This is a genomic window from Arthrobacter sp. TJ-254, from assembly GCF_058269175.1.
Genome location: NZ_JBZCNF010000003.1, coordinates 280495 through 300945, shown reverse-complemented (window position 1 = coordinate 300945; position 20451 = coordinate 280495). Strand labels below are relative to the sequence as shown.

General features: G+C 62.6%; 6 protein-coding genes. 2 read left to right on the top strand and 4 right to left on the bottom strand.

What is annotated here, in order from left to right; all coding sequences use genetic code 11:
- Positions 1–65: 65 nt before the first annotated feature.
- Complete coding sequence (locus tag AC4D14_RS10055) at positions 66–3005, top strand: McrB family protein (protein ID WP_490901923.1); 2940 nt, start codon at positions 66–68, stop codon at positions 3003–3005.
- Positions 3002–4240 carry an McrC family protein gene (locus AC4D14_RS10050; RefSeq protein WP_490901922.1) on the top strand — a complete coding sequence of 413 codons (1239 nt, stop codon included), beginning with the start codon at positions 3002–3004 and terminating at the stop codon, positions 4238–4240. The genes AC4D14_RS10055 and AC4D14_RS10050 overlap by 4 nt, the downstream gene beginning before the upstream one ends.
- A 70-nt stretch (positions 4241–4310) precedes the next feature.
- Here the strand turns inward: AC4D14_RS10050 and AC4D14_RS10045 are convergent, their stop codons facing one another.
- Genes AC4D14_RS10045 through AC4D14_RS10030 form a run of 4 tightly spaced genes read right to left on the bottom strand, consistent with a single transcriptional unit; the run spans position 4311 to position 20446 of the window.
- The gene (locus tag AC4D14_RS10045; protein ID WP_490901920.1) at positions 4311–6605 is read right to left on the bottom strand and encodes a 3'-5' exonuclease; all 2295 of its coding nucleotides are present in this window, start codon (positions 6603–6605) and stop codon (positions 4311–4313) included.
- A gap of 1 nt (position 6606) precedes the next feature.
- Complete coding sequence (locus tag AC4D14_RS10040) at positions 6607–12972, bottom strand: DEAD/DEAH box helicase (RefSeq protein WP_490901918.1); 6366 nt, start codon at positions 12970–12972, stop codon at positions 6607–6609.
- Positions 12972–17585: an Eco57I restriction-modification methylase domain-containing protein gene (locus AC4D14_RS10035; protein WP_490901916.1), complete on the bottom strand. Its 4614-nt coding sequence runs from the start codon at positions 17583–17585 to the stop codon at positions 12972–12974. The genes AC4D14_RS10040 and AC4D14_RS10035 overlap by 1 nt, the downstream gene beginning before the upstream one ends.
- Positions 17585–20446 (bottom strand): helicase-related protein, encoded by a 2862-nt coding sequence (locus tag AC4D14_RS10030; RefSeq protein ID WP_490901914.1) that lies wholly within the window; start codon positions 20444–20446, stop codon positions 17585–17587. The genes AC4D14_RS10035 and AC4D14_RS10030 overlap by 1 nt, the downstream gene beginning before the upstream one ends.
- Between the last annotated feature and the right edge of the window lie 5 nt (positions 20447–20451).

The following is a 20451-nucleotide window of genomic DNA, read 5'->3' as shown; positions in this document are numbered from 1 at the left end:
TATTTCTATCCAGCTTTGGGAATCCGTTCCCTTGTCCCACCACCCGTTCTTGAAGGAGCTTCCCCATGTCAGTCTGGGAACCGATCGTGAAGTACTCCCAGTATTTCCTCGACCAAGTCGATCTCAACGAGGATGAGCGGTACTACAAACTCGACTTCGCCAAGGGAGCAAGAGACGCGCGCCAGCAGCTAATAGAGGGACAGCAACAGTGGTTTGAGACGCTCCGCCGTGAAGTGAGCCGAACGAACCTTGTGAACCAGTACTTCATGATGGCGCTCATCAAGGCATCGACAGAGAGGCCTGAAGAGCTTCGGGACGCTGTCCTTAAATTCTGGACGGACCCTGTCGGGCCAGACGACCTCGATGACTTGGAAAAGGATCTTCGCCGTCTGAATCCCGAGCGGTTGTCCGCCGGAGGCGCGATTGGATTCGGAGCATTGCTCCTGATGGCCGTCTCGCCAACTCAGTTTCCCCCCTTCAGGGCGAGGAGGGTCTCGCAGTTCATCAAGCTGATTGGGAAAGAACCGCTCAAAGCAAGTGCATCCGCTGGTGCGCGGTACGGCCAGATGATCGAGACTCTGGATGAACTGCTTGAGAACTCTCGAGCAGCCGGACTTCCGGTCCAGGACAGGCTGGATGCCCAAGGGCTGATGTGGACCTTGACGAACAGTGACCCCAACTCGCATTGGCCCCGGGAAGAGGCGCGCACCTTCCGGGTTTGGCGAGGGGATAAGGAGGCTCCTACAGCGCCGTCATACGTCCGCGGCGCAGGAGGATCCCCTGAGACGGAAGATGCCGCGTGGAAGATTCTCCAACCAGCGCTGCTGGGCGATCCCTCAGCCATCGACGGCGAATCCCTCACCTGGCGGGACACCGCCGCCAGCGGTTTAATTCTGGCGCGTGAGAATCAGGATCCCGACGTCGGGGGGTTCCTTGGCAGGCTGAAAAGGCAGCTCGAAGGCTCATCTAACGAGACCTACGTGCTGGCCGCCGAACTGACGTTCCTGCAGTGCGTGGCATTAGCAGACACGGGGGCTGCCAAGAAGATTGAACGCGTCAACTCCATCCTAGGATGGGCTCCTTTGGGCCCTTCACGGCTTCCAAGGGAGCTAGAGACAGCTTTGCATAGCCCCGGAGCGTTCAACGGCGGCCTGGGATTCAACATGCACATCCCCTCCCACATCGGATGGCTCCTTCGGTTCGTGAAGCATATTGAGGGCATTCCGAAAGAGCAGTTGGACGCGGCGCTGACGAATCCATGGAAATGGATGGAGCTCACCGCTGAAGTGCCAGACGATGTCCCTTCCATTCGATACACCATCGACTACTTTGTTTGGCCAAACTATCTCCAGTCAGTGGTCACAAAGGAGGACCGGAGAAAGATCCGCGACGCCTTTGCCCACCTTCTGGGTCGTCCACGCGGAAACAGCGAGGTCAGCATTGCACAGGACCTCCACGACATACGACAGATACACAACGCGCAAGCAGGCGCATACGTCGAGTGGTACGCCGAACCCTACAAATCCCAATGGCTCCATTTCGAAAGCACCCGCCGCAAGGCATGGCTCATCCGGCAATCACAGGCGGGCCAATCGATGGCAGACATGTGGATCAAGGAGAAAAGCGTCACCGTCATGGCGCCCCCATGGTCGGGCCCTGTGGCGCGCGAGTTCGACGAGATACTCGAGATCGTCCAACACGAGTATGAGCAGATCAATCTGTCAGACCAGAAGGACAAAGCACGCGAGCTTCATCGATTCGCTACGCAGATGCGCGAAGGTGATCTGATCATCTCACCGTGGGAAGAAGTCATCCTGGTGGGCACGGTGAAGGGGAACGCGCACGTCGCTGACATCGATGGGCCGAAGCTCTCTCGCACTGTTGACTGGCACCCCGACGCGGTGTTCAACGCCGATCTTCCTGATCCGTTGCCCCGGTTGCTCACCGAGACGGGGACAATCATCGACGTTACCGACGCGATTGTAGCCATCAGCGCATGGTCAAAACGGCCCCCTCGAGATGGTGACCAGGGGCCGATCTTTGAAGCGCTGCCCAAGACCGACGTCGTCGTTCACCTAGGGAATGTGGGCGAGGAATTGGCCGCCGAACTCTACTTGGAGCGGCACGACCTTCAGGAGATGGTTGATCTGCTGCGCACCCGGCGGCAGATCGTTCTTTACGGTCCGCCCGGCACAGGTAAGACCTATATCGGGAAGAGGTTGGCGCAGTATCTGGTAGGCAAAGAGAACGCGGATCACGTACAGATCGTCCAGTTCCACCCGTCCTACGCCTATGAGGACTTCTTTGAGGGCTTCCGCCCAAGCGCTCCCAACGGTGGTCCGGTCGGCTTCGACCTCCAGCACGGGCCGCTCCGGCGCCTCGCTGCCCTAGCTGGTCAGCCAGGCAATGAGGACAAGCCGTTCTTCCTCCTCATTGATGAGATGAACCGTGGGAACCTCGCCAAGGTATTTGGAGAGCTGTACTTCCTTCTGGAGTACCGCAAGGACAGCATCCGCCTCCAGTACAGCCCTGATGAGGACTTCACGCTTCCGCCCAACCTGTTCATCATCGGCACCATGAACACTGCGGACCGATCGATTGCAATGGTGGATGCCGCAATACGACGAAGGTTCGCGTTCGTGGAGCTGCACCCGCAGGACGGCATGGTGGCGAAGGTACTCGAGAATTTTCTGGCCGCCAAAGGGTGTTCAACGCTCGCATCGGATCTGCTCACCGCACTGAACGAAGAGCTCGGCACTGACAAGCGTGACCTCGCGGTGGGGCCGTCTTACTTGATGAAAGAGGATGCAGCCGATTCAGCCGGACTCCGTCGCGTGTGGAAGTACGAACTGCTGCCGCTCCTCGAGGAGTATCACTTTGGGGAGCTCCGGCGGGAGCAGGTGCACGAGCGCTTCGGATTGGACGCCCTGCTTTCCATACTAGGACGATCCCTCGGAGAGTTGGACCTCAGGGATGACGAGTTCCTAGATGAGGTGGCGGGATGACGACCCCACCTGGCATACGGCACGTCATCCTCGATGAGCTTGACTCGGAGTCCGACCCGGTACCGCTCGGCGAAGGCGTCCGAGAAGCGCTGGAAGCCACGAAGTTGGTCGTTGTGCGCGGCGTAGGCCGGGGCCGGTGGATGCTGCTCCCGAACGGCTATGTGGGCGCCGTTCAGGTTGGGCACTTACTGGTTGAGGTCAGGCCGAAGGACAAGGTCGGGATCACTCAAATACTGTTCCTACTGAGCTATGCAAAGGCACCCGGCTTCAGACCGGACGACGTTCAAGCAGCGACAACTTCGGACCTTTGGGCGGCACTTGGTGAAACCCTCGCCCGGCTGGGAGAACGAGCAACTCAACGCGGTGTCCTCCAGGGATATGTAAGCATCGATGAATCCCTAAAGACCGTCCGCGGGCGAATACGCATGTCCGATCAGGTGACACAGCGCCCTGGCCTGCTGTTTCCGGTCGAGGTGACCTACGACGAGTTCACAGCTGATGTGGCTGAGAACCAGATCCTCCGGACGGCTGTGCGTCGCATGCTACTTGTACGAAGGCTGGACGCGGGCGTCCGACGCCGCCTCCTCCATCTCGACAGAAAACTGGCCGATGTCTCCCTGATAGCGCGGGGGAAACCGGCGCCCATATGGTCGCCCAGTCGCAGGAACGCCGAATACGTCCCTGCAATGCGAATAGCTGAAATCGTCCTGCAGAATCTTGCCGCGGAGGCCTGTACCGGGAACCTGCAAGTCGCGTCCTTTGTGGTCAACATGGCCAAGGTCTTCGAGGACTTCGTGGCAGCCGCTCTTACCGAAGAACTGCGAGCCTATCCGGGTAGAACAAGGGAACAATACAAGACCTATCTGGATGAGATCGGTTCGGATCAGGACCGCCGTAGGGTATCGATGAGGCCCGACGTCGTCCATGAGGTGCGCCCCGATCTCATCCTGATTTTCGACGCGAAATACAAGGCGGCATCGGGAAGTGGCCAGTACCCGAACGCGGATTACTACCAGATGCTGGCTTACGCCACGGCCCTTGGTCAGAAGAATGCGTGGTTGTTGTACGCCGGGGCGGGTGAAGCAGTGTCAAGGCAGATTCGCAATACCCATGTGGTGACGCACGAGTTTCCCGTCGACCTCTCCACAAGCCCCCAGCAGGTCCTTCGCAGAGTCACCCAGGCCGCCGAGTGGGCTTACAGCCTCGCAGACGTCGACGGCACGACAAAAATCTAGCCCCGCCCCATCGCTCCAACTGCGTCAAGCTTCCTCGTGACGACCGATCGAACACCGTTGGTACCTCTCGTCATTTCGCACCAAGCAGTTCCGACGGTCTACCGCTCCAGGACACGACCAACCCATCGCGGGCGCGTGTCGCCGCAACGTAAAGCAGCGACCGTTCGCGAAGAATCGCGTCAGCCTGCTCCGCAGGCGCCAGGCCTCTCACCTGATAGGAGGCCGGCAAGAACTGGTCCGAAAGCCCGAAGAGAACCACCCGTGTGAACTCCATACCCTTCGATCGGTGCATTGTCATCACTGCCGGAACATCAAGTACCGTCGCCGCACCCGCCGTTCTGGCTTGAAAATCGCGTTCATTCAAGCCGTTGATGACCTTACCGATCTGGAAATTGGAGCGGACCAGGATTCCGACGGTCTCCAGTGGAACACCCTCGTCTTTCCATCTCCGCAGACAGTCAGCAAGGTTGTCGAGTTCCTCAGGAATAGAAGCCGACGCTATTTCCTCCGGCCGCGGCCCCACCCGCGAAGAGGTATATCCGTTGATCGACTCCTCATCACCCTCGATATCCGTCACTGCAGCACCGCTGAGGAGTCCGACGGCGTACGCTAGGTTCTGCTGAGTGGTGCGGTAGTTGAGCGTCAACCGGCGTGCCCTGCCGACGATGCCGATGCCAAAGCGCGAAAGAGGGACCTTCTGGCCGTAGATGCGCTGATGCGAGTCCTCTGCGATGAAGAGGTCGTTGGGCCCCTGCTGGACCAGCTCGCGGAGGAACAGCCAGTGACCTGCGTGCAGGTCCTGCGCCTCATCGATCAGAACATGATCGGCAAGACGTGGTCCGCCGGTCTCTGCTCGCCGGCGGAGCACCAGGGCTGCGAGGTGCGCCAGCTCCACGAAGGACGCGTGCATCTCAATCCTGTTGTAGTAGCGGTAGCCTTCCACGACCTTCCAGACTGCAAGCCGTTTCGCCCTGTTCAGGGCGGTGCCGCGGCCGGCGCGCGGCACTTTCAGATACTTGTCCTTGCCGCTGATGAAGTTGGGCAGGATCACAGTTTCGTACTCCTGCTGGAGGAAGGTCGCATTGGCGAGCTCGGGTTCCAGCTGATGATCAACGTCGGCCAGAGCTGACTCCCATTGCTGACGGGCGGTGTCCGCCTCCAGAGTCTTGCCGGGCGCAGAGACCTCGAGCCCGAAGAGATCCTTCATGGCCCGGCGCTGCTCCGTCTCCTGCGCACCGCGGAAGACCTTGTTGACGAGTGAATCCACCCCGGAGATGTGAACGCCCGGTGCTCCCGGCCGGGCCGCCCGGGGAACTTCGGCGTCCAGCTTCGACAAGCCGCTCTCCAGCGAGTCGGCAAGTGTCGTGGTGTAAGTGGTCAGGACGATGCGCGACGTCGGGTCGGCCACCGCCAGCATCCGCGCGCGGTGGAGTAGGACTACCGTCTTGCCCGTTCCGGCACCACCGGAAAGACGGAAGGACCCGTTGTAGTTGCGTTCGGAATAGACACGCTGCTCCGGATGAAGGAAGGTCCGCCAGGAGTCGAAGTCCCCGCCCTCGATCACCTTCTTCAGCTCATCGGAGTTGTCGCCCACGAAGGTGAACTGCATCCTCGTGGCTGGATGCTCGAGCGACTTCCGAATCTTCTCCTCGTCGGTCGCCTCCGGGTCGTCCACGTAGCGGCTCAGCGCCAGCTTGTCCTGGACTTCCTCGACGGAGGTGCCGGCGGCCAGTTCGAGCAGAGCAGTCGCCTGCCACTCCGGCGCCCCGTCCAGGACGTCCAAGAGTGCTTCGTCCGACGTCGCGGCGAACGCTCGACTCACCAGATCCGCCGCCAGGCCGAGTTCGGAAATCAGTTCAGCTGGATCCATGCCGCACCCGAGAAGCGGGTTCGTCCAGAGTTCAGCCGGCGCTCCATCATCGGGCCCGCCCTCCTCCGGACCGTGCAGCTCGACGTCGGACTCCGAAATCGGGGCAACAGGAACGGCTGGTGCAACAGGAGGAGTGGGCGTGACAAGTGGCAGGTCGCCGTCAGGCGTGGACGCCCGGATGACTTCAAGGACACCGTTGATCGAGTTGACCTGCAGCACACTGGACCGAGCGATGTCGATCGCCTCGTCGTGCGGCCAAGCGCCGTAGTAGAAGTAGTGCGGGATGGTGTCGAAGGCGACTTTGAACAGCACGGCACGGTAGTTGAGATCGATCCGGCCCGTCCGCACGCGGGAGTCCGCCGGTGCGTGCATGGGTTCGATGTGCAGCCCGGGCGCGGTGTCGTCCTTCTGGAGCTTCTCGAAGAAGGAGTACACCTTGTTCTTCATGGTGCCGTCGATCTTGTCCTTCTGCTTGATCCAGGTGACCAATGCCATGTCATGCTCCTCTCGTTGTGAGCAGTTTGCGGATGTCGTCGACGTCTGTTCCCACGGTGGCCCAGCCTGCGGCCTCAAGTTCAACGTGCCCATCGTCGCCGTCGAGCATGACGGCGATCTGGTACTCCGGCCAAGCGATCGAGACCGGCAGACCGTCTACCTCGAAGCCGAGTTCGGGCAGAACATTGATGCCAGCGCCGGCGATCGCCAGCAGAAGGGCTCTCTCGAGATCAGTGGCCTGCTCCAGCAAACCGCGCCAAGCAGGGTTAAGCCCGTCGGCCACTTCGAGCCGTGCGGCTTCTTCCTCGACGGATCCGCCGGCACTGACCGTGGACAGCACCGACCCGATCGTCAGTCCAATCGGCTTGAACGCCAGAAGGTTGGACAGCCTCAGCCACTCGCGCCAGGATGCCTCGTGCGAGGGAGAACCGATCGCTTGCGCCCGGTCGTCCAGGCACAGCCCGACGGCTATCGTGGACAGGTTCTTGGGCGACCCGGCCGCGGCGAGCCCGAGGCTCCCTGAAGCGTACGTCCATGCTGGAACGGTACCGGCAGGCAGCGCTGGATTCGCTCCCTGAGCCAAGGCCGACGCGTGTGCGTACATCGCTTCGGCGTCGGCAGGCTCGGGCCGCTGGCCCATCAACATGAGCGGCACCAGCTCCGAGAAATCCGCCCAGGCCTCGGGATCCGGCCGGTTGACCCATTCCCAGAGCATGGTCATCGCGTCCCTGCCCAGCAGGTCCATGATCGCGGCATTCACGGGGTAGTTGGCCATGAGTTGTGCGTTGAGCTTTGCATTGGCCCAAGGAGGCAGCCCAACAGGAGCGTCGCGGCCGGCTTCGAACGCATTCACGTCCTCCCAGGTCACCGCCCACGGCACGGCCGCCCCGGACAGTTCAGCGGTGTGTCGGAGCTTGTCGCGCTTGGTGGCGTCGTCCGCGATCCTGTTGTGCTCCGTGGACGCATGGAAGGTGAAGCCGTCCGTGTAGATCACGAGCACGGGGAAGTTCGGGTCAGGCGGTCCCTTGAGCAGGAAGTCGGGGCGGGTCCCGGCGACATCCACCTGCGGGATGAGCTGCCACTGGAAGTGCTGCCCGGGGATCCGGAAGGTGATGGTGTCGGCCAACGCACCGGGGGTCACCTTGGTATGTGCCCCCACCGCCTTGAGCCGGTCCATCCAGGCCTTACGGAACCGCTTCTCCAGGAGAGATTCGATAGAGGTCTCGGCATTGGGTGCCTCCTTGGTGACAGTCCAGTCGGAGAACGACGGCGGGACGGAGCCGTCCGTGGCTGCTTGGCCAGAGCGCAGCAGCAGGCCGAGCAGGCGTTCCGCACTCGCCCTGGCCACCTTGTCCACCGTCCACGGCTCGGCGAAGGGAAGCAGGCAGTGGTGACACGCCAACCGTTCCTCGAGGCGACAGCTGCAGTCACGCACGGTCCGCCACGCAGCGTGCAGCAGCTCCCACACACGTTCGGCATCGGCGAACTCGGCGAGATAACCGGTGCCGCCGGGGACCTTGTCGTGCAGCATGAGGGCGATTCGGTTCCCGCCGTGCGCCGGATCATTGATCCGCAGCACACCGAGGTGGTCCGGGGCTCCACCCAAGACTTCTCGGAGACCCAGCAACAGGGCTGCCTGGAGGCTCGGCACCGAGAAGTCGTCGCCGTAGGTCACGTCGAGGGGCAGGTGCAGTACCACGCCCTGGGTGTTCAGTTCCCGGGCGAGCACCACTTCCTTGACGCTCTCCTGTGCTGTCTTGCGGTATTTGCACCAGAATCGGTGTTCGGTGGGCAGATTTTCCTTGGCGGACTGGTCCAGCTGTCCGCAGTACGAGCACAGCCTGAACATCGGTGTCCGCACGTCATCGCCGGCGATGGCCCGCGTGCCGCCGTTGGAAGCGGCCCTTCCGGTGTTGAGCCAGCGGATGTCCACCCGGTTGAAGTACTCGGCACCGAAGTCGTAGCCCTCCACGAACCAGCGCTTCTGCAGGTGCTGCGGGTCGATGTCCGCCGCGGGGACGATCGTGAAGCGTTCCCGCACACGGTTGTCCCGGCGGTCGTTGATCGCGGCCTCGTCCCGCCTGACCTCGGCGGAGACTTTCTTCATGACCACGACGTCGAGGACCTGACCCATGTCCGCAATCGCCGAAGTGCCGCAGCGAACACAGTTCTGCACGGCAGCAGCCGCACCGAGGTCGGTCTTGATCCAGCCGCAGTGCGGGCAGACCTGCCATTTCTGGATATGGCTCTGCTGGGGTCCGAGGTCCACGGCGTCGATCAGGATTTCCATGCCCTGCGCATAGAAGGTGGCGCCGGGCGCGAATTCGCTGAGGGCCACCGAGGCACCGCGGTTGTAGGACACCGTGTCGGTAACGAACTCCTGCGTATCCGCGTCCTTCCAGGACAGTCCTACGTCCAGGCTCACCGAGTCGTCCAGGAGCGTGTAGTTGGGCAGCACACCATAGGCCTCCAGCACCGAGATCCAGTACTGACCGCGGAGCTGCTTGAGCTGGTCGCGGATCATCCTAAGGGTGGCCTTGGCGGTGCGAAGAGCCTGGTGCGCGTCGGAGGCCTTGTCGTCCAGCCGTTCAGCCAGGGCGACGGCCTCCTCCAGCTCGGGAAGGGCGGTGCCGATCTCCTTGCGGCGCGTATCGAGTTCGTCGACGTCTGCCTTCCACTCCCCTGCCGCACGGACCAGGTGACGGGCGAGGTCACTGGGTTCGCCGTCTGCGCGCTGCGACGCCCAAGCCGTCAGGCGGGCAACGCTGTCCGCGGAGATCCTTTCGCCGAACTGGTCCAAGAACTCGACGAGATAGGCGGGGGAGTTCGCCGTAGCGTCCTCGATCAGGTCCCCAATGAACGATCCGGGTGCCACGCTCCCGAGGGCCTGGATGGCGTCGACGGGATGTGCCCGATCCGACGCCCGGGCGAAGCGATCCGCCACGTGGGCGACGTACTGCCGTCCCAGGATCTCTTCGGCGTCCAAATAGGTGGCAGGTGGCCGGACCTCGCCGTTGATGACGGAGAGCGGTTCGTGGAGCTTGGGCAGGTGCTCGCCCCGGCCTCGCACGAAGGCGAGGACAAGCGAGTTGCCAGTCAGACGGCCGGCCCGGCCCACCCGTTGCAGGTACGAGGCCACGGACGTCGGCAGCGAAGCCAGCATGACGCAGGACAGGTCCCCGATGTCGATGCCCATCTCCAGCGTGGGCGTGGCCACCAGCACATTGGGGGCCTGGGGGTTATCGACGCCGGACTTGAACTGCGTCTCGTAAAGGATCCTGGTGGCGTCGTCGAGCAGCGAGGTATGTTCCCGGGCTACCACACGCTTGCTCTCACGCGACGAATAGAGGTCCCGGTAGAAGTTACGTGCATCCGCGGCATGCCGCTGCAGTGTGCCGCTGCAGCGGACCAGAGTGCAGGGCCCACCGACCAGCTGGTCGATAACAGCGAGGCTACCGGGGGTGATGGCTTGGCAGACCTTGCACTGGACGGTGTGCCGTCCTGCGGCCAAGTCCTCGGCGTCCGGGACTGAGAGCACGATCTTCTCCGGGTCGAGCCAGTACACATCCGCGCCCGAGTTGGTCTTCGAGCTGCCGAGGGTTCCGTCCTCGGCGAGTGCGGTGATAAGTGCCTTCGCCAGGTAGCCGCTGTCGGCGGGAGCGACGCCGAGGCAGCGAGCTGTCCAGCGCGCATACCAGGAGGCCGAGGACGTGACCCCGTCCATGTTGTCGGTAGCCGCGGCGGCGCTGCCGATCCGGGGGAAGGCCGGCGCGGACCGGCCGGAAGGGAATGCGGGCATGCCTTCGCCCTTGGGTCGTCCGCCCCAAATCTGCCAGCGTTTGCCGTCTGTCACGATGTAGCCCTTAAGCCAGTCATGGTAGACGCCCCCCTGGAGTCGGACCCTTTCCACCGTGCCGCGGATCCAGTACAGCAACTGCTGCTGCGTCGGCGCGGTCTCGCCGATCATCGTCTGGTGGAGGGCGGCTTCATAGGCCTTCCGTGCCACGGAGAGCATGCGGGTGGGGTTGCCGGCGTCGGTTTCGACGGCCAGAGATCCGGTGAGTTCAAGGGTGCGGCCGGTGCGGGACTGGAGACCGAGCTCCAGGAGAGCATCGAACTGTAGCCTGCGTTTCGCGAAACGTCTGGCGCGGACGCGTTCTCCTGGGGAGGCCTTCGGATCCCAGAAGGGTCGGAAACTCTGCCGGTCCACAAATTCGGGGGCGATCAGTTGGTAACGCGCGCTTGGCGTGTCCGCAAGGGCGATCGCGGCTTCCACGAGTTCCGAAAGGGTGGCTGGCTGCTCGCCGAGCGCGCGCCGCAGGGCCGTACGCAGTGTCATCGTGTGGGAGCGGGACTGGACGTATCCAGCCCGGTGCGCGGCGTCCTGGACGCTGTCGGTGAAGACGAGGGCCTTCTTCTCGTCGTCGTTCAGCCCTTCGGCGCCGAACAGGTTGGAGATGCTTACGGAGAGCATGGTGGCGATGGCGCTGCCCATGAAGGCGATGCCGTCCTTAGCCAGGCAGGACGGGCATGCGTCCTTCTTCGAATCGTCGTCCGCGTCCTTGCCGGTAAGCATCAGGACAGGGATGATCCGCCCTTCGGCGAGGTCGGCGCTGTCCGCCTTCGGCGGTGTAGCCGAGAGCCCCCGGTTGACGGTGTGGAGCCAGTGCAGGCCTTGCACCTGCTCCGAGCCGTCCTGATGGAATTCGATGATGTCCGCCTCTGCAGCTGCGGAGATGAGGGTCCGGAAGCGCGGGTTGTTCGTGACGCGTGCTTCACGGATCTTGGAGTCGTCCAGCTCAAGGTCCATGCCGGTCGGGGCTAGGACGGCGCCCCAACCGGAACGGCCGCAGTGCCTGCAATACAGCGCCGGAAGAAACAGGTCTTGAGACTGGTCGATTCCATCGTCGGACCAACGGAAGCGCGGTGAGGTGTCGACGGCGGCGTCCACGCGGGACATCTCTCGGATCCACAGGTGTGTCTCCACGGTCAACGCGGCCCGCCCCTCGCGTGCCCTGATGTGGCTGAGCACCGCAATGACGTGGGAGATGAATTCTTCCGCGGCGTCCGGCCGGACGTCGGTGGGCAGTGAATAGGACGGGAAAACAACATTCGTGAGGTCCGAAAGCCCGACGGCGGCACTCGCGTGCTTCAGCAGGGCGGCGGTCAGTGGATGCGTCCGCATCGCATCCAGAAGATCGGCGGGCCGTTCGCCGAAGAGCGTCTGCACGACGGGCCCGAGGACTACTTCGGGGTCACCCCCTGCCTCGCGCAGTTCCGCGACGGCATCATTCGTCGCGGTGATGTCCAGGGCGATGGCGTTCAGGTCTCGGCCCTGCACGGTTCCAGTGCCGAGCTCTGTCCAGGCCTCCTGGGTGAGCCTGGACTCAGTGACAACGGAGTCAAGCGGGAACGTCTCGCCGAAGACGGTCTCGGCGAAGTGGAGCATCGCCTCCGGATCGCCTTTGCTGCCCAGGGTGGCAGATGTGGCGACGGGCGTGGCCCGGCCGAGAGGCCGGCCCCGGTCTTCCTCGCTCAACCCGTAGCGACTGTCGGTGAGATCATCCGGCCAGTAGCTCTTGAGCGTCAGGCCGAGCCGGCGCAGCAACATGGCGACATCGGTGCCCTGTGCGCCGTCATAGGTGTGGAATTCGTCCAGGACCACGTACTGCAGACTGGTCGCTGATCTCTCCCAGAGGGGCGCGTCCGTGTGGCGGAGCAGGAGCATGTCCAGCATCTTGTAGTTTGTCAGCAGGATGTCCGGCGGATCCTGGTGGAAAACGTCGCGGTCGTTGATCAGGCCGTCCCGGGCGACTCGGGTGCGGTTGGTGTCCGTTTGCCCGGTGTAGATGCCGGCGGTGACGCCTGACAGCTCTGGGTAGGTGGTCAGAAGCTCGGCGAGGCGTTTGGCCTGGTCGTTGGCGAGGGCGTTCATCGGGTAGAGGATGAGTGCCTTGATCCCGGTGATGCCGTCCCGTTTGGCGCGCAGCACGTGATCCAAGATCGGGTAGAGAAATGCCTCGGTCTTACCGGAACCGGTGCCGGTGGTGACCAGGGTGGGTTCAGGGCGCCGGGATGCCCCTCCGGCGCCCTTGCTGCTGAGACGTTGGAAGGCTTTGGCCTGGTGGCCGTAGGGCTCGAAGCCCTCGTACCAGTCGAAGCAGTCTCGCCAATCCCCTTCCGCTGTCTCAAAGGGGAGCCGGAGCCGGACATAGGCGCCCTTAAAGAGTCCCCGCTCCGGATGCGCGAGGAAGCCCTTGATGGCGGACTGCGCGTACCCGTCGGTGAGCGCGAACGTGGTGGCGAGGTAGTCGGACAATCCGCGGCGCAAATCCCCGGCCTGGATAGTGGGCAGAAGCTCTGACATCAGGAATCTCCCCCCAGCATGTTCGAGAAGTGCGCGTAGGCCTTCCGCATGTCTTCCTCACGGTCAAAGCTTTGGAATGGGAACTCGAAGACGTACTGGACGCCGCTTTGTGGGTGCGTCCACGTACGGTCTTCGAGAGCCAAGTTCTCACCGACCTTGCGGTAAAGCCGGTTCATCTCGCCCGGCACCTTGCGGCCGTTGTCGTCGTAGAGGTCATTCCGCTCGTAGCCTCTGAGCACAGGGAACTGGGTGCGATAGACGGTGCACAGTTCCTCCATGCCCATTCCCAGTGCCAACGCGACGAGGGCGTCCAGTTCAACAAGTGATTGGCGCCGTTCAAGTGACTTCAGAACCGGTACGAAATCATCACCGGCCTGCGCTCGCCATGCAGTGAGCAGCGGGCCAGCCACGCAATTGAGTGATGCAGACCGCGCTACGATCTCCTCGGACAAGATGTGGCCAGGAAGAACTGCCGGAAGTTGCGATAAGAAATCGAAGTTGATCTCTCCAAAGCCTGAAACCTTCACCCAGAAATCAGCCGGTATGCTACTGAAGACCCCTCCCAGCAGAAGAAGTTCGCGCAAGGGCGCTTCGGGGCCGCCAACCGAGTACACCCCATGGATGTGAGCCGTCCCGGGCGGAAACATCGCGGCATGCAGTGTTCGCATGCCTGTCGTTGCCGCCATGCGTCGCCATGCCACTCGATATTGGGACCTCACACGCACGGAACTTCCGGCAACTGCTTTCCAGACCCCGTAGTCGGCGTCATATGTGCTGGCCGAGTCTTCCGGCTGATAGCTAGTCCGCGGGATGAAGTCCGCAAGTAGAGCCTCGAGGTCGATCTCGGTCCAGTCCAGATTGTTCCTCATCGTTGGGTTGGGTTGCTTGGCGAACGGGTTGGCGACGGTGAAATGAGGGCCTTGGAGAATTACGTCGTCCCATGAGTCGGGGACAGCTGAGCCGACTTCGAAATACCCATTTTTCCGGTCGGTCGTCTCATTCCAACCGGATGAATATTGCAGCCCCAGCTCCCGCACTCTTGGGGCTGTACTGAGCTTTTCCAGTACGCGCGAGCTTGCCCTATTTACGGGGTATACCATGCGAGCATGCACGGCGGGCGTTCCCCGCTCGTCAAGAATTTCAGCCCAGACACGCAGCACGGATGCGTCAACGTGGATGATGCGTTCCAGGTGAGGCCGAGTATCCCATTTTCCCTCGGCGTCTTTGAGGCCCGGAACTTCCCCGGAGCCATCGTGACGCTCGGAGCGCGTAATTGTGTCCGGGTGATAGAGCGAGGCCGCCATCTTGAATTGTGGTGATTCGCGACGCGCACCATAAACGTGAACACCGTAAGTGACATGGTGATCGATCTCGAAGAGTGACAGCTCATTGATGAACTGCCAGTGCCTGCGCAGTCGGCGGTAGGTCTCGGCTCTGAGATGAGCGGCTTTTTTCTCAGTGAAGTGCGATTCCGGATGAACCAGAGCAACTACCCCGGTACGGGAAACGGACCTCCAAGTCCGCTCCATGAAGGAACGGTAAAGGTCCGGACGGAGACCAGCCACGATCGGATAAGACGCGGACGAGGTCAAGAACTCGCGCGCTGCCACGATTCCGGCAGCTTGAGAACACATGAACTGAATTTGTGTGGAATCTGACTTCGCTTCAAGTTGCTTTTCAATCTTTAGAGCCTGCGTTTGCTTGTCGTTAAGTTGCCACCACGGGTCATACTCCGCATAAACGCCTTTCTCGTCCCAGTCCGGGCGAACCCACGGCGGGTTACCCACCTGAAGATCAAATCCCCCGCGTCCGAAAACGGAAGCAAAGTCGAGATCCCAGTGGAAGAACCCTTGATCTGCGGCGATTTTTTCGCACACCTGAAGCCATGAATGTTGCTTTTTGGCGATCTCAATGTCGGATACCAGAGCAAACTCAAGGTCGGCGTGTTCGGCGTCATTCAATTCTTCCCAAGTCGATGCAGCACCAAAAGTGTGCTGCCCTACCATTTTCGACTCTTTGCCCTGCAGGCCAAGAACTGCTTCCAGCCCTGCAAGCCATTCCTCGAGAGACGGTGGTGTTGCCCCGCCGGCCGCCCGCTCGGTCAACGGCCAAAACCACAGTGCATTCCAGGCATCCATGACTCTGCGAAGACGCCGATAAGCGCCGTTCTCGTCATTGAGTATCCGCTCGATTTGTTCACGCGTGACGGCCTGGGTGAGAGCATCTGCAGTATCCGTCCCGGCAACCCACGGTTGTTTCCCGAAGTAGTCGATGTCCCGGCGGGCTTCTGACTCGGCGACCTGGAGCCGACGCAGTGTGAGCTTCCACAGAGTTTCCACGCGGCGACCAAGGCTCACCATGCGGTCGATCTGAGTCTTGCTGGGCTTGGACCTGATCCTGGTGCGCCAGGCCTTCAGCTGCTGCTGGGCCTCCCCTGCCAGGTCCTTGACTTCCTTCGCGTCGGCAGCCGCGCCCCAACCTTCCGCCGGGAGCAGGAAGTGGTGGATGCGGCCCATCGCGTTGGGATCGTCGGTGTCACCAGCCATCGCCTCGACGAGTCCGGTCAGGGGTGCGTCTTGCGGGGCGCTCGTCAACCACGACTTGTCATTCACTGACTGTCGGGAGTAGGTGGCCCGGCGGGCGCCGACCAGAGAGTTTCCTCGGCGCAGACGCAACCCGAACCACGGCGCCTGTAGATCCTTCACCATGGTGTCGAGCCAGAGGGAGACTTCGGCGAGTTCCACCGCGGTCGAGTTCAGGTCCACGCCGTGGACCTGGTGCAGGGCGATGTGAGCCTTAACCTTTTGGAGTTCCTGCGGGTATTCGTCCGCCGGGATCCGTACCCCCCGCTCATCCTGTTTCCGCTTCAGGTACTCATCGGCGAGCTGGCGGACGGCTTCCAGGGCGAACGCGCCTGACCCCAGGGCAGGCTCGCAGACCGTCAGGGTCAGGATGTCATCGGCGGCGGTCCTCCGTCCGTTTTGGTCCAACAGCTCTTCGAGCGCCTGGGACACCACGAACCTGGTCAGTACCTCGGGCGTGTAATAGGAGGCTGACTGCTGGCGCTCGCGGCCGGCGAGCCGGAAGACGAATGAGCCTGCAGGGTGAAGTACCGGCCGCCGCTCCCCCGTCCGGTTGTCCTCCTCCACCACGAAATGCTTGGTGTCAATGGACTCGGACCGGTCCACCGGGACCACCCAGGAGCCCTTTTCCGAGTTGCCGTCCTTGGCCACCTCGTGCAGGGGCTCCCCGGCAATGAAGCCCGTGTAGGACATGAGGCCCTCGTAGACGGCCCCTAGCTGATTGATACCCAGTTCGGCGTAGGAGATGAAGCCCCGGTCCTTGCCCCTAACCTCCTTGCTCAGCAGCAGATGCTGCAGGACGCGCTGCAGTTCGGCGTTGCTGAGTTTGGTGTCGTTGATGAGCGATGTTGCGGCATCGTGGAAGAGGTCGGCCTTGAGCGGCTGAAAGAGCAGGCCTTCATTCTCGGTGGAAGCATCGTCGGAGGGGTTTGCCCCTGCCGGAACGTGGCCATTATCGACCAGGTGGAAGAGCTGAGCGAGTGATTCGTAGATGTGGGTGCCGCGACGGGACTCCGGGGACTGGATGTTGACCAGTGTCAGCTCCCGCAGCCGGTCCAGGCCGTAGCCCTCGTTGTACTCACCGGCTCCGACCGGGAGGACTCCCATCTCTGGAGAGGCCTCCGCGTAAAGCAGGAAGAGGATCCGGTAGAGGAACCGCAGGGACTGGCGTGCCAGAATCTGCCCGTCGATGTCCTCGACGCTCAAACCTGCTGCACGGCGGCGGTCCAGGACATCGTTGGCGATGATTTCGATGGAGCGGCGGATGCCTTCTCGCAGGTCCTGGGAGACGCCCACGGTGTGTTTGACGGAGGCCTCGAGGACGCCGTCCCACCAGATGGAGCCGTCCGGTGACGGCCTGAGGGAGTCGCGGCCGAAGATCGCCAGGAACCGGTCCGTCTCGGCGTTCTTCTTGGTGTCGTTGCGGTCCGCGACCAGGAGCACGTCAGCGGCCAGGTAGCGGCCTTCGGCCCAGCGCTCCTGTTCGGTGAGCACCAGCCAGCGGCCAGCCATGATGACCACGAACTTCGGCGCCTTGTCCGACAGATACGCCTCGGACACCACCTTTGCCACTGTCAGCGCCGGGGACGGCTCTTTGCCGTCCACCAAAACCCGCCCGAGCGGCAGGATCATGGACAATACGTCTTCCAGTCCGTCCGCCGGGGCGGCCTCGACGAAGAGAACCTCGGAGTTCTCTGTGGCCCACACGCCGGGGACGAGCGTTTCAGTCCCACTGCGTTCGAAGGTGACCGTCGCCGTCGTGCCTCTGAATCCGAGGGCGCCGCGCAGCAGGGCGTAGGCCTGAGACGCACCCGACGGGTCTTCCGACAGCCCGGCGAGGACGACTTGGAGGCGGCCGCGAATCTCGGCAAAGCGGGTCGGGGTGGTGGAGTCGTTGTCCTTGGCTGCCTCGTCCCAAGTCTTGCGGAGTTTGACGACCTCGGCCTGAAAGGATTCCTTGGTGGAATCCGTGTTGAAGAAGTGTTCGCTGACCCAGTTTTCACCCACAACGATGGAATCAAAGGATGGCATTACTGGTCGGCACCTTCCGGGACAGCGACAGGGGTTGCTCGGGGAACGACGATCAGGAGGGGGCGGACGAGGCGTTGCGCCGGGGCGAGCGACTCCGCGATGCGCTGCTCCTCGCTGACACGCTCCCGTTGCTTTTTCACTTCCGCACGCTGGGCGAAGTCGAAGGACAACTGGGTCCAGCCTGTGGCCCGGTCCTTCCACGCCTGCAGGCGCTTGTTGGCCAAAGCTGCGGCCGCCTCGAAGGTGAGCTGCATGGTCTGACGGGCGCTTTCCACCGCCTGCGGGAGCATCGCCTGCAGGCCGTCCACTGTGACCGGTCCAGGGTTGGTCGCCTTGGCATCGACCCCGATGCTGCCCAGATGCTCACCCAGATCCTCGAGGGGTTCGGAGAGACAGAATGTCGGGTTCGTCGGGTCGGGGAAGTCCACCGCGATGAAGGCTTTGGAGACCACCTGACCGCGGCGGTTCATAAGCGTTCCCATGAGCAGGACCTGGGTGGCGTCGACATCCCCACGGATAACGAGGACCTCGCTGCGTGACATCGAGGACAGGGCCCGGTCGCTTGCCCAGTCCAGGACGGGGTGGAGCGGGCCGAGGTAATGGGCCTCGGGCCAGCTCATGTCGTCGGATTCGCGGGCGCGGTTCAGTTCCCGGGTACCGGCGTCGACCGTGGTTGCGAGTTTGAGGCGCTCGGTGACGCGCCGCTCGGACAGGTAGTCCTGCGGGAGGTAGCCCAGGCGGTGCTGAAGGTCAACTGGCGGGTTGAGTTCGGCGAGTCCGTGTCCGGCGTGGACGGTCCAGCCAAGGACCTTATGCGGATCACCGAAGGCCTCGTTGAGGGCTTCATCCAGGAAGTCCAAGTCCGTGGAGTAGAGACCGAGCGGCTTCTCCACCGGGATGGTCGCGGTTTCCTTGCCGTCCTTCAAGGCCTCGAAGTCGAGGAAGTCCCAAAGGTCGCCCGAGCCCGGGTCGGCGTCGGGCTCCCCGACAACGTCCTCGAAGTCCTTCTTGCCGAGGAGGACGTCGCGGATGGCGTCTTCCTCCTGCTTGACGCTGTACTGCCCCATCAGGGAGGCGACGTCGTTGAGGACCGTGTGCGCCTCGTGCTCGCGTTCCATCAGCCGCGTGAGGACCTTGACGTCGCCGGAGAATCGGGTGTTGTGCGGGTTTAGGAGCAAGGTGGTGATCTGCGGTTTATGGCGCTGGCCGAACCGGTCGATGCGGCCGTTCCGCTGTTCGATGCGGATGAGGCTCCAGGGGATGTCGAAATGGATCAGGTGGTGGCATTCGGCGTGCAGGTTCACGCCTTCGGACGCGACGTCGCCGGTGACCAGAACACGAAGCGGGCTGTTGCCGCGCTTGAACTGGTCCACGATGTCTTGTTGCTCGACGTCGCTGAGGCCACCATGCAGGAGGCCGACGTTTTCCGGTTTGAGGCCGAGGGCTTTGGGCAGTGTCTCCCGCAGCCATTTGAGGGTGGCGACGCGCTCGGCGAAGACCACGGCCCGCATTGGGGAACCCTTGCCGACGCCGATCTTCCTTAGGTAGCTAACGAGCTCGGTGTACTTGGCGGATTGACTAGTCCCGGCGGCCTCGGCGAGCGTGCTGAGCCGCTTGAGCGCTTCGGCTTCTCTGGCCTCGGAGGGAGAATCGGCGTCGAGTTTCCTGAGGCGCTCGGTGACCGTTTCGAGCAGCGCAGCAGGACTGGAGAGGAATGCTTTGGCGAGAGTCCAGGAGAACAGCGCGCCATTCTGCCCCGAGTACGGTGCCGGTTTGCCTTCGGGGTACAGCCAGATGTCGGAGAGCTCTTCGGCAATGGCGTTTTCCGCGGGGGATGCGGCGACCAGCCTGTTGTCCGGTTCTTCCCGCTCGGCCCAGTCCGCGCCGACTTCTTGGGCGACTTCCGGGCTGTGCCGGTGGCGTCGGATGATGAGATTTTCCACCTGCTTGGGGTCGAACGTGCCGTCCGGGCGGACGGCGGTGGGATCGAGCAGGCGCAGGATTTCCGCGAACGATTCATTGCGTCCGTTGTGCGGGGTGGCTGAAGCCAGGATGAGGGCCTCGGTGTTCGGTGCGAGCACCCGGGCGAGCTCGTTGTTCATGGCTTGGGTGTTGGTCACATTGTGGGCCTCGTCAATCACCACCGCGTCCCAGTGCAGCTTGCCGAGCTGGGTCCGGTAGCGGGGGCTCTTGAGCGTATCCATCGAGATGATGGCTCGCTTGTAATAAGTGAAGGGGTTACGCGTGGCCGGGAGCTTCTGCCGAATGTTTTGGATGCCAGCGGAGTCGAGGCGGACGAACGGCAGGGCGAAGCGGCACCAGAGCTCGTGCTGCATCTGCTCCAGCACATGGCGCGGGGTGACGACGAGAATGCGCTCGCCGCGGCCGCGCTTGACCAGCTCGCTGAGGATCATGCCGATCTCGAGTGTCTTGCCGAGGCCCACGGCGTCGGCAATCAGAATGCGTGGGCGGATGTTTTTGGTGTCTAGAGCCTTTGCGACGGCGATCTGCTGATACTTAAGGTTCCGCGACAGCATGCGGGTGGAAACAGTCAGGTACTCCGCCGATTGGGGTGTCGGAGTCTTACGGAGAGTGGTTTCCAGGAACAGGCGGGCCCGGCGATAGTTCGGTGTGTCATCGGCGACGACTTTGGATTTGGCGGGGTCCACCACGTCGATGGTGTCCAGTGCGGAGTAGAAGGCGGCCGTGGTGTCACGGACTAGCTCGCTGAGGCCCTGGACCCGGATGAGAGTGCCGTCGACGGATTTCTCTACGCTGGTGACGAGCCAGTCCTCGTCACGGACACGGACCACCGACCCGGGTGCGACGTTGAGTTCCCGATGCGTGGCTGTAACTGTCAAGACCT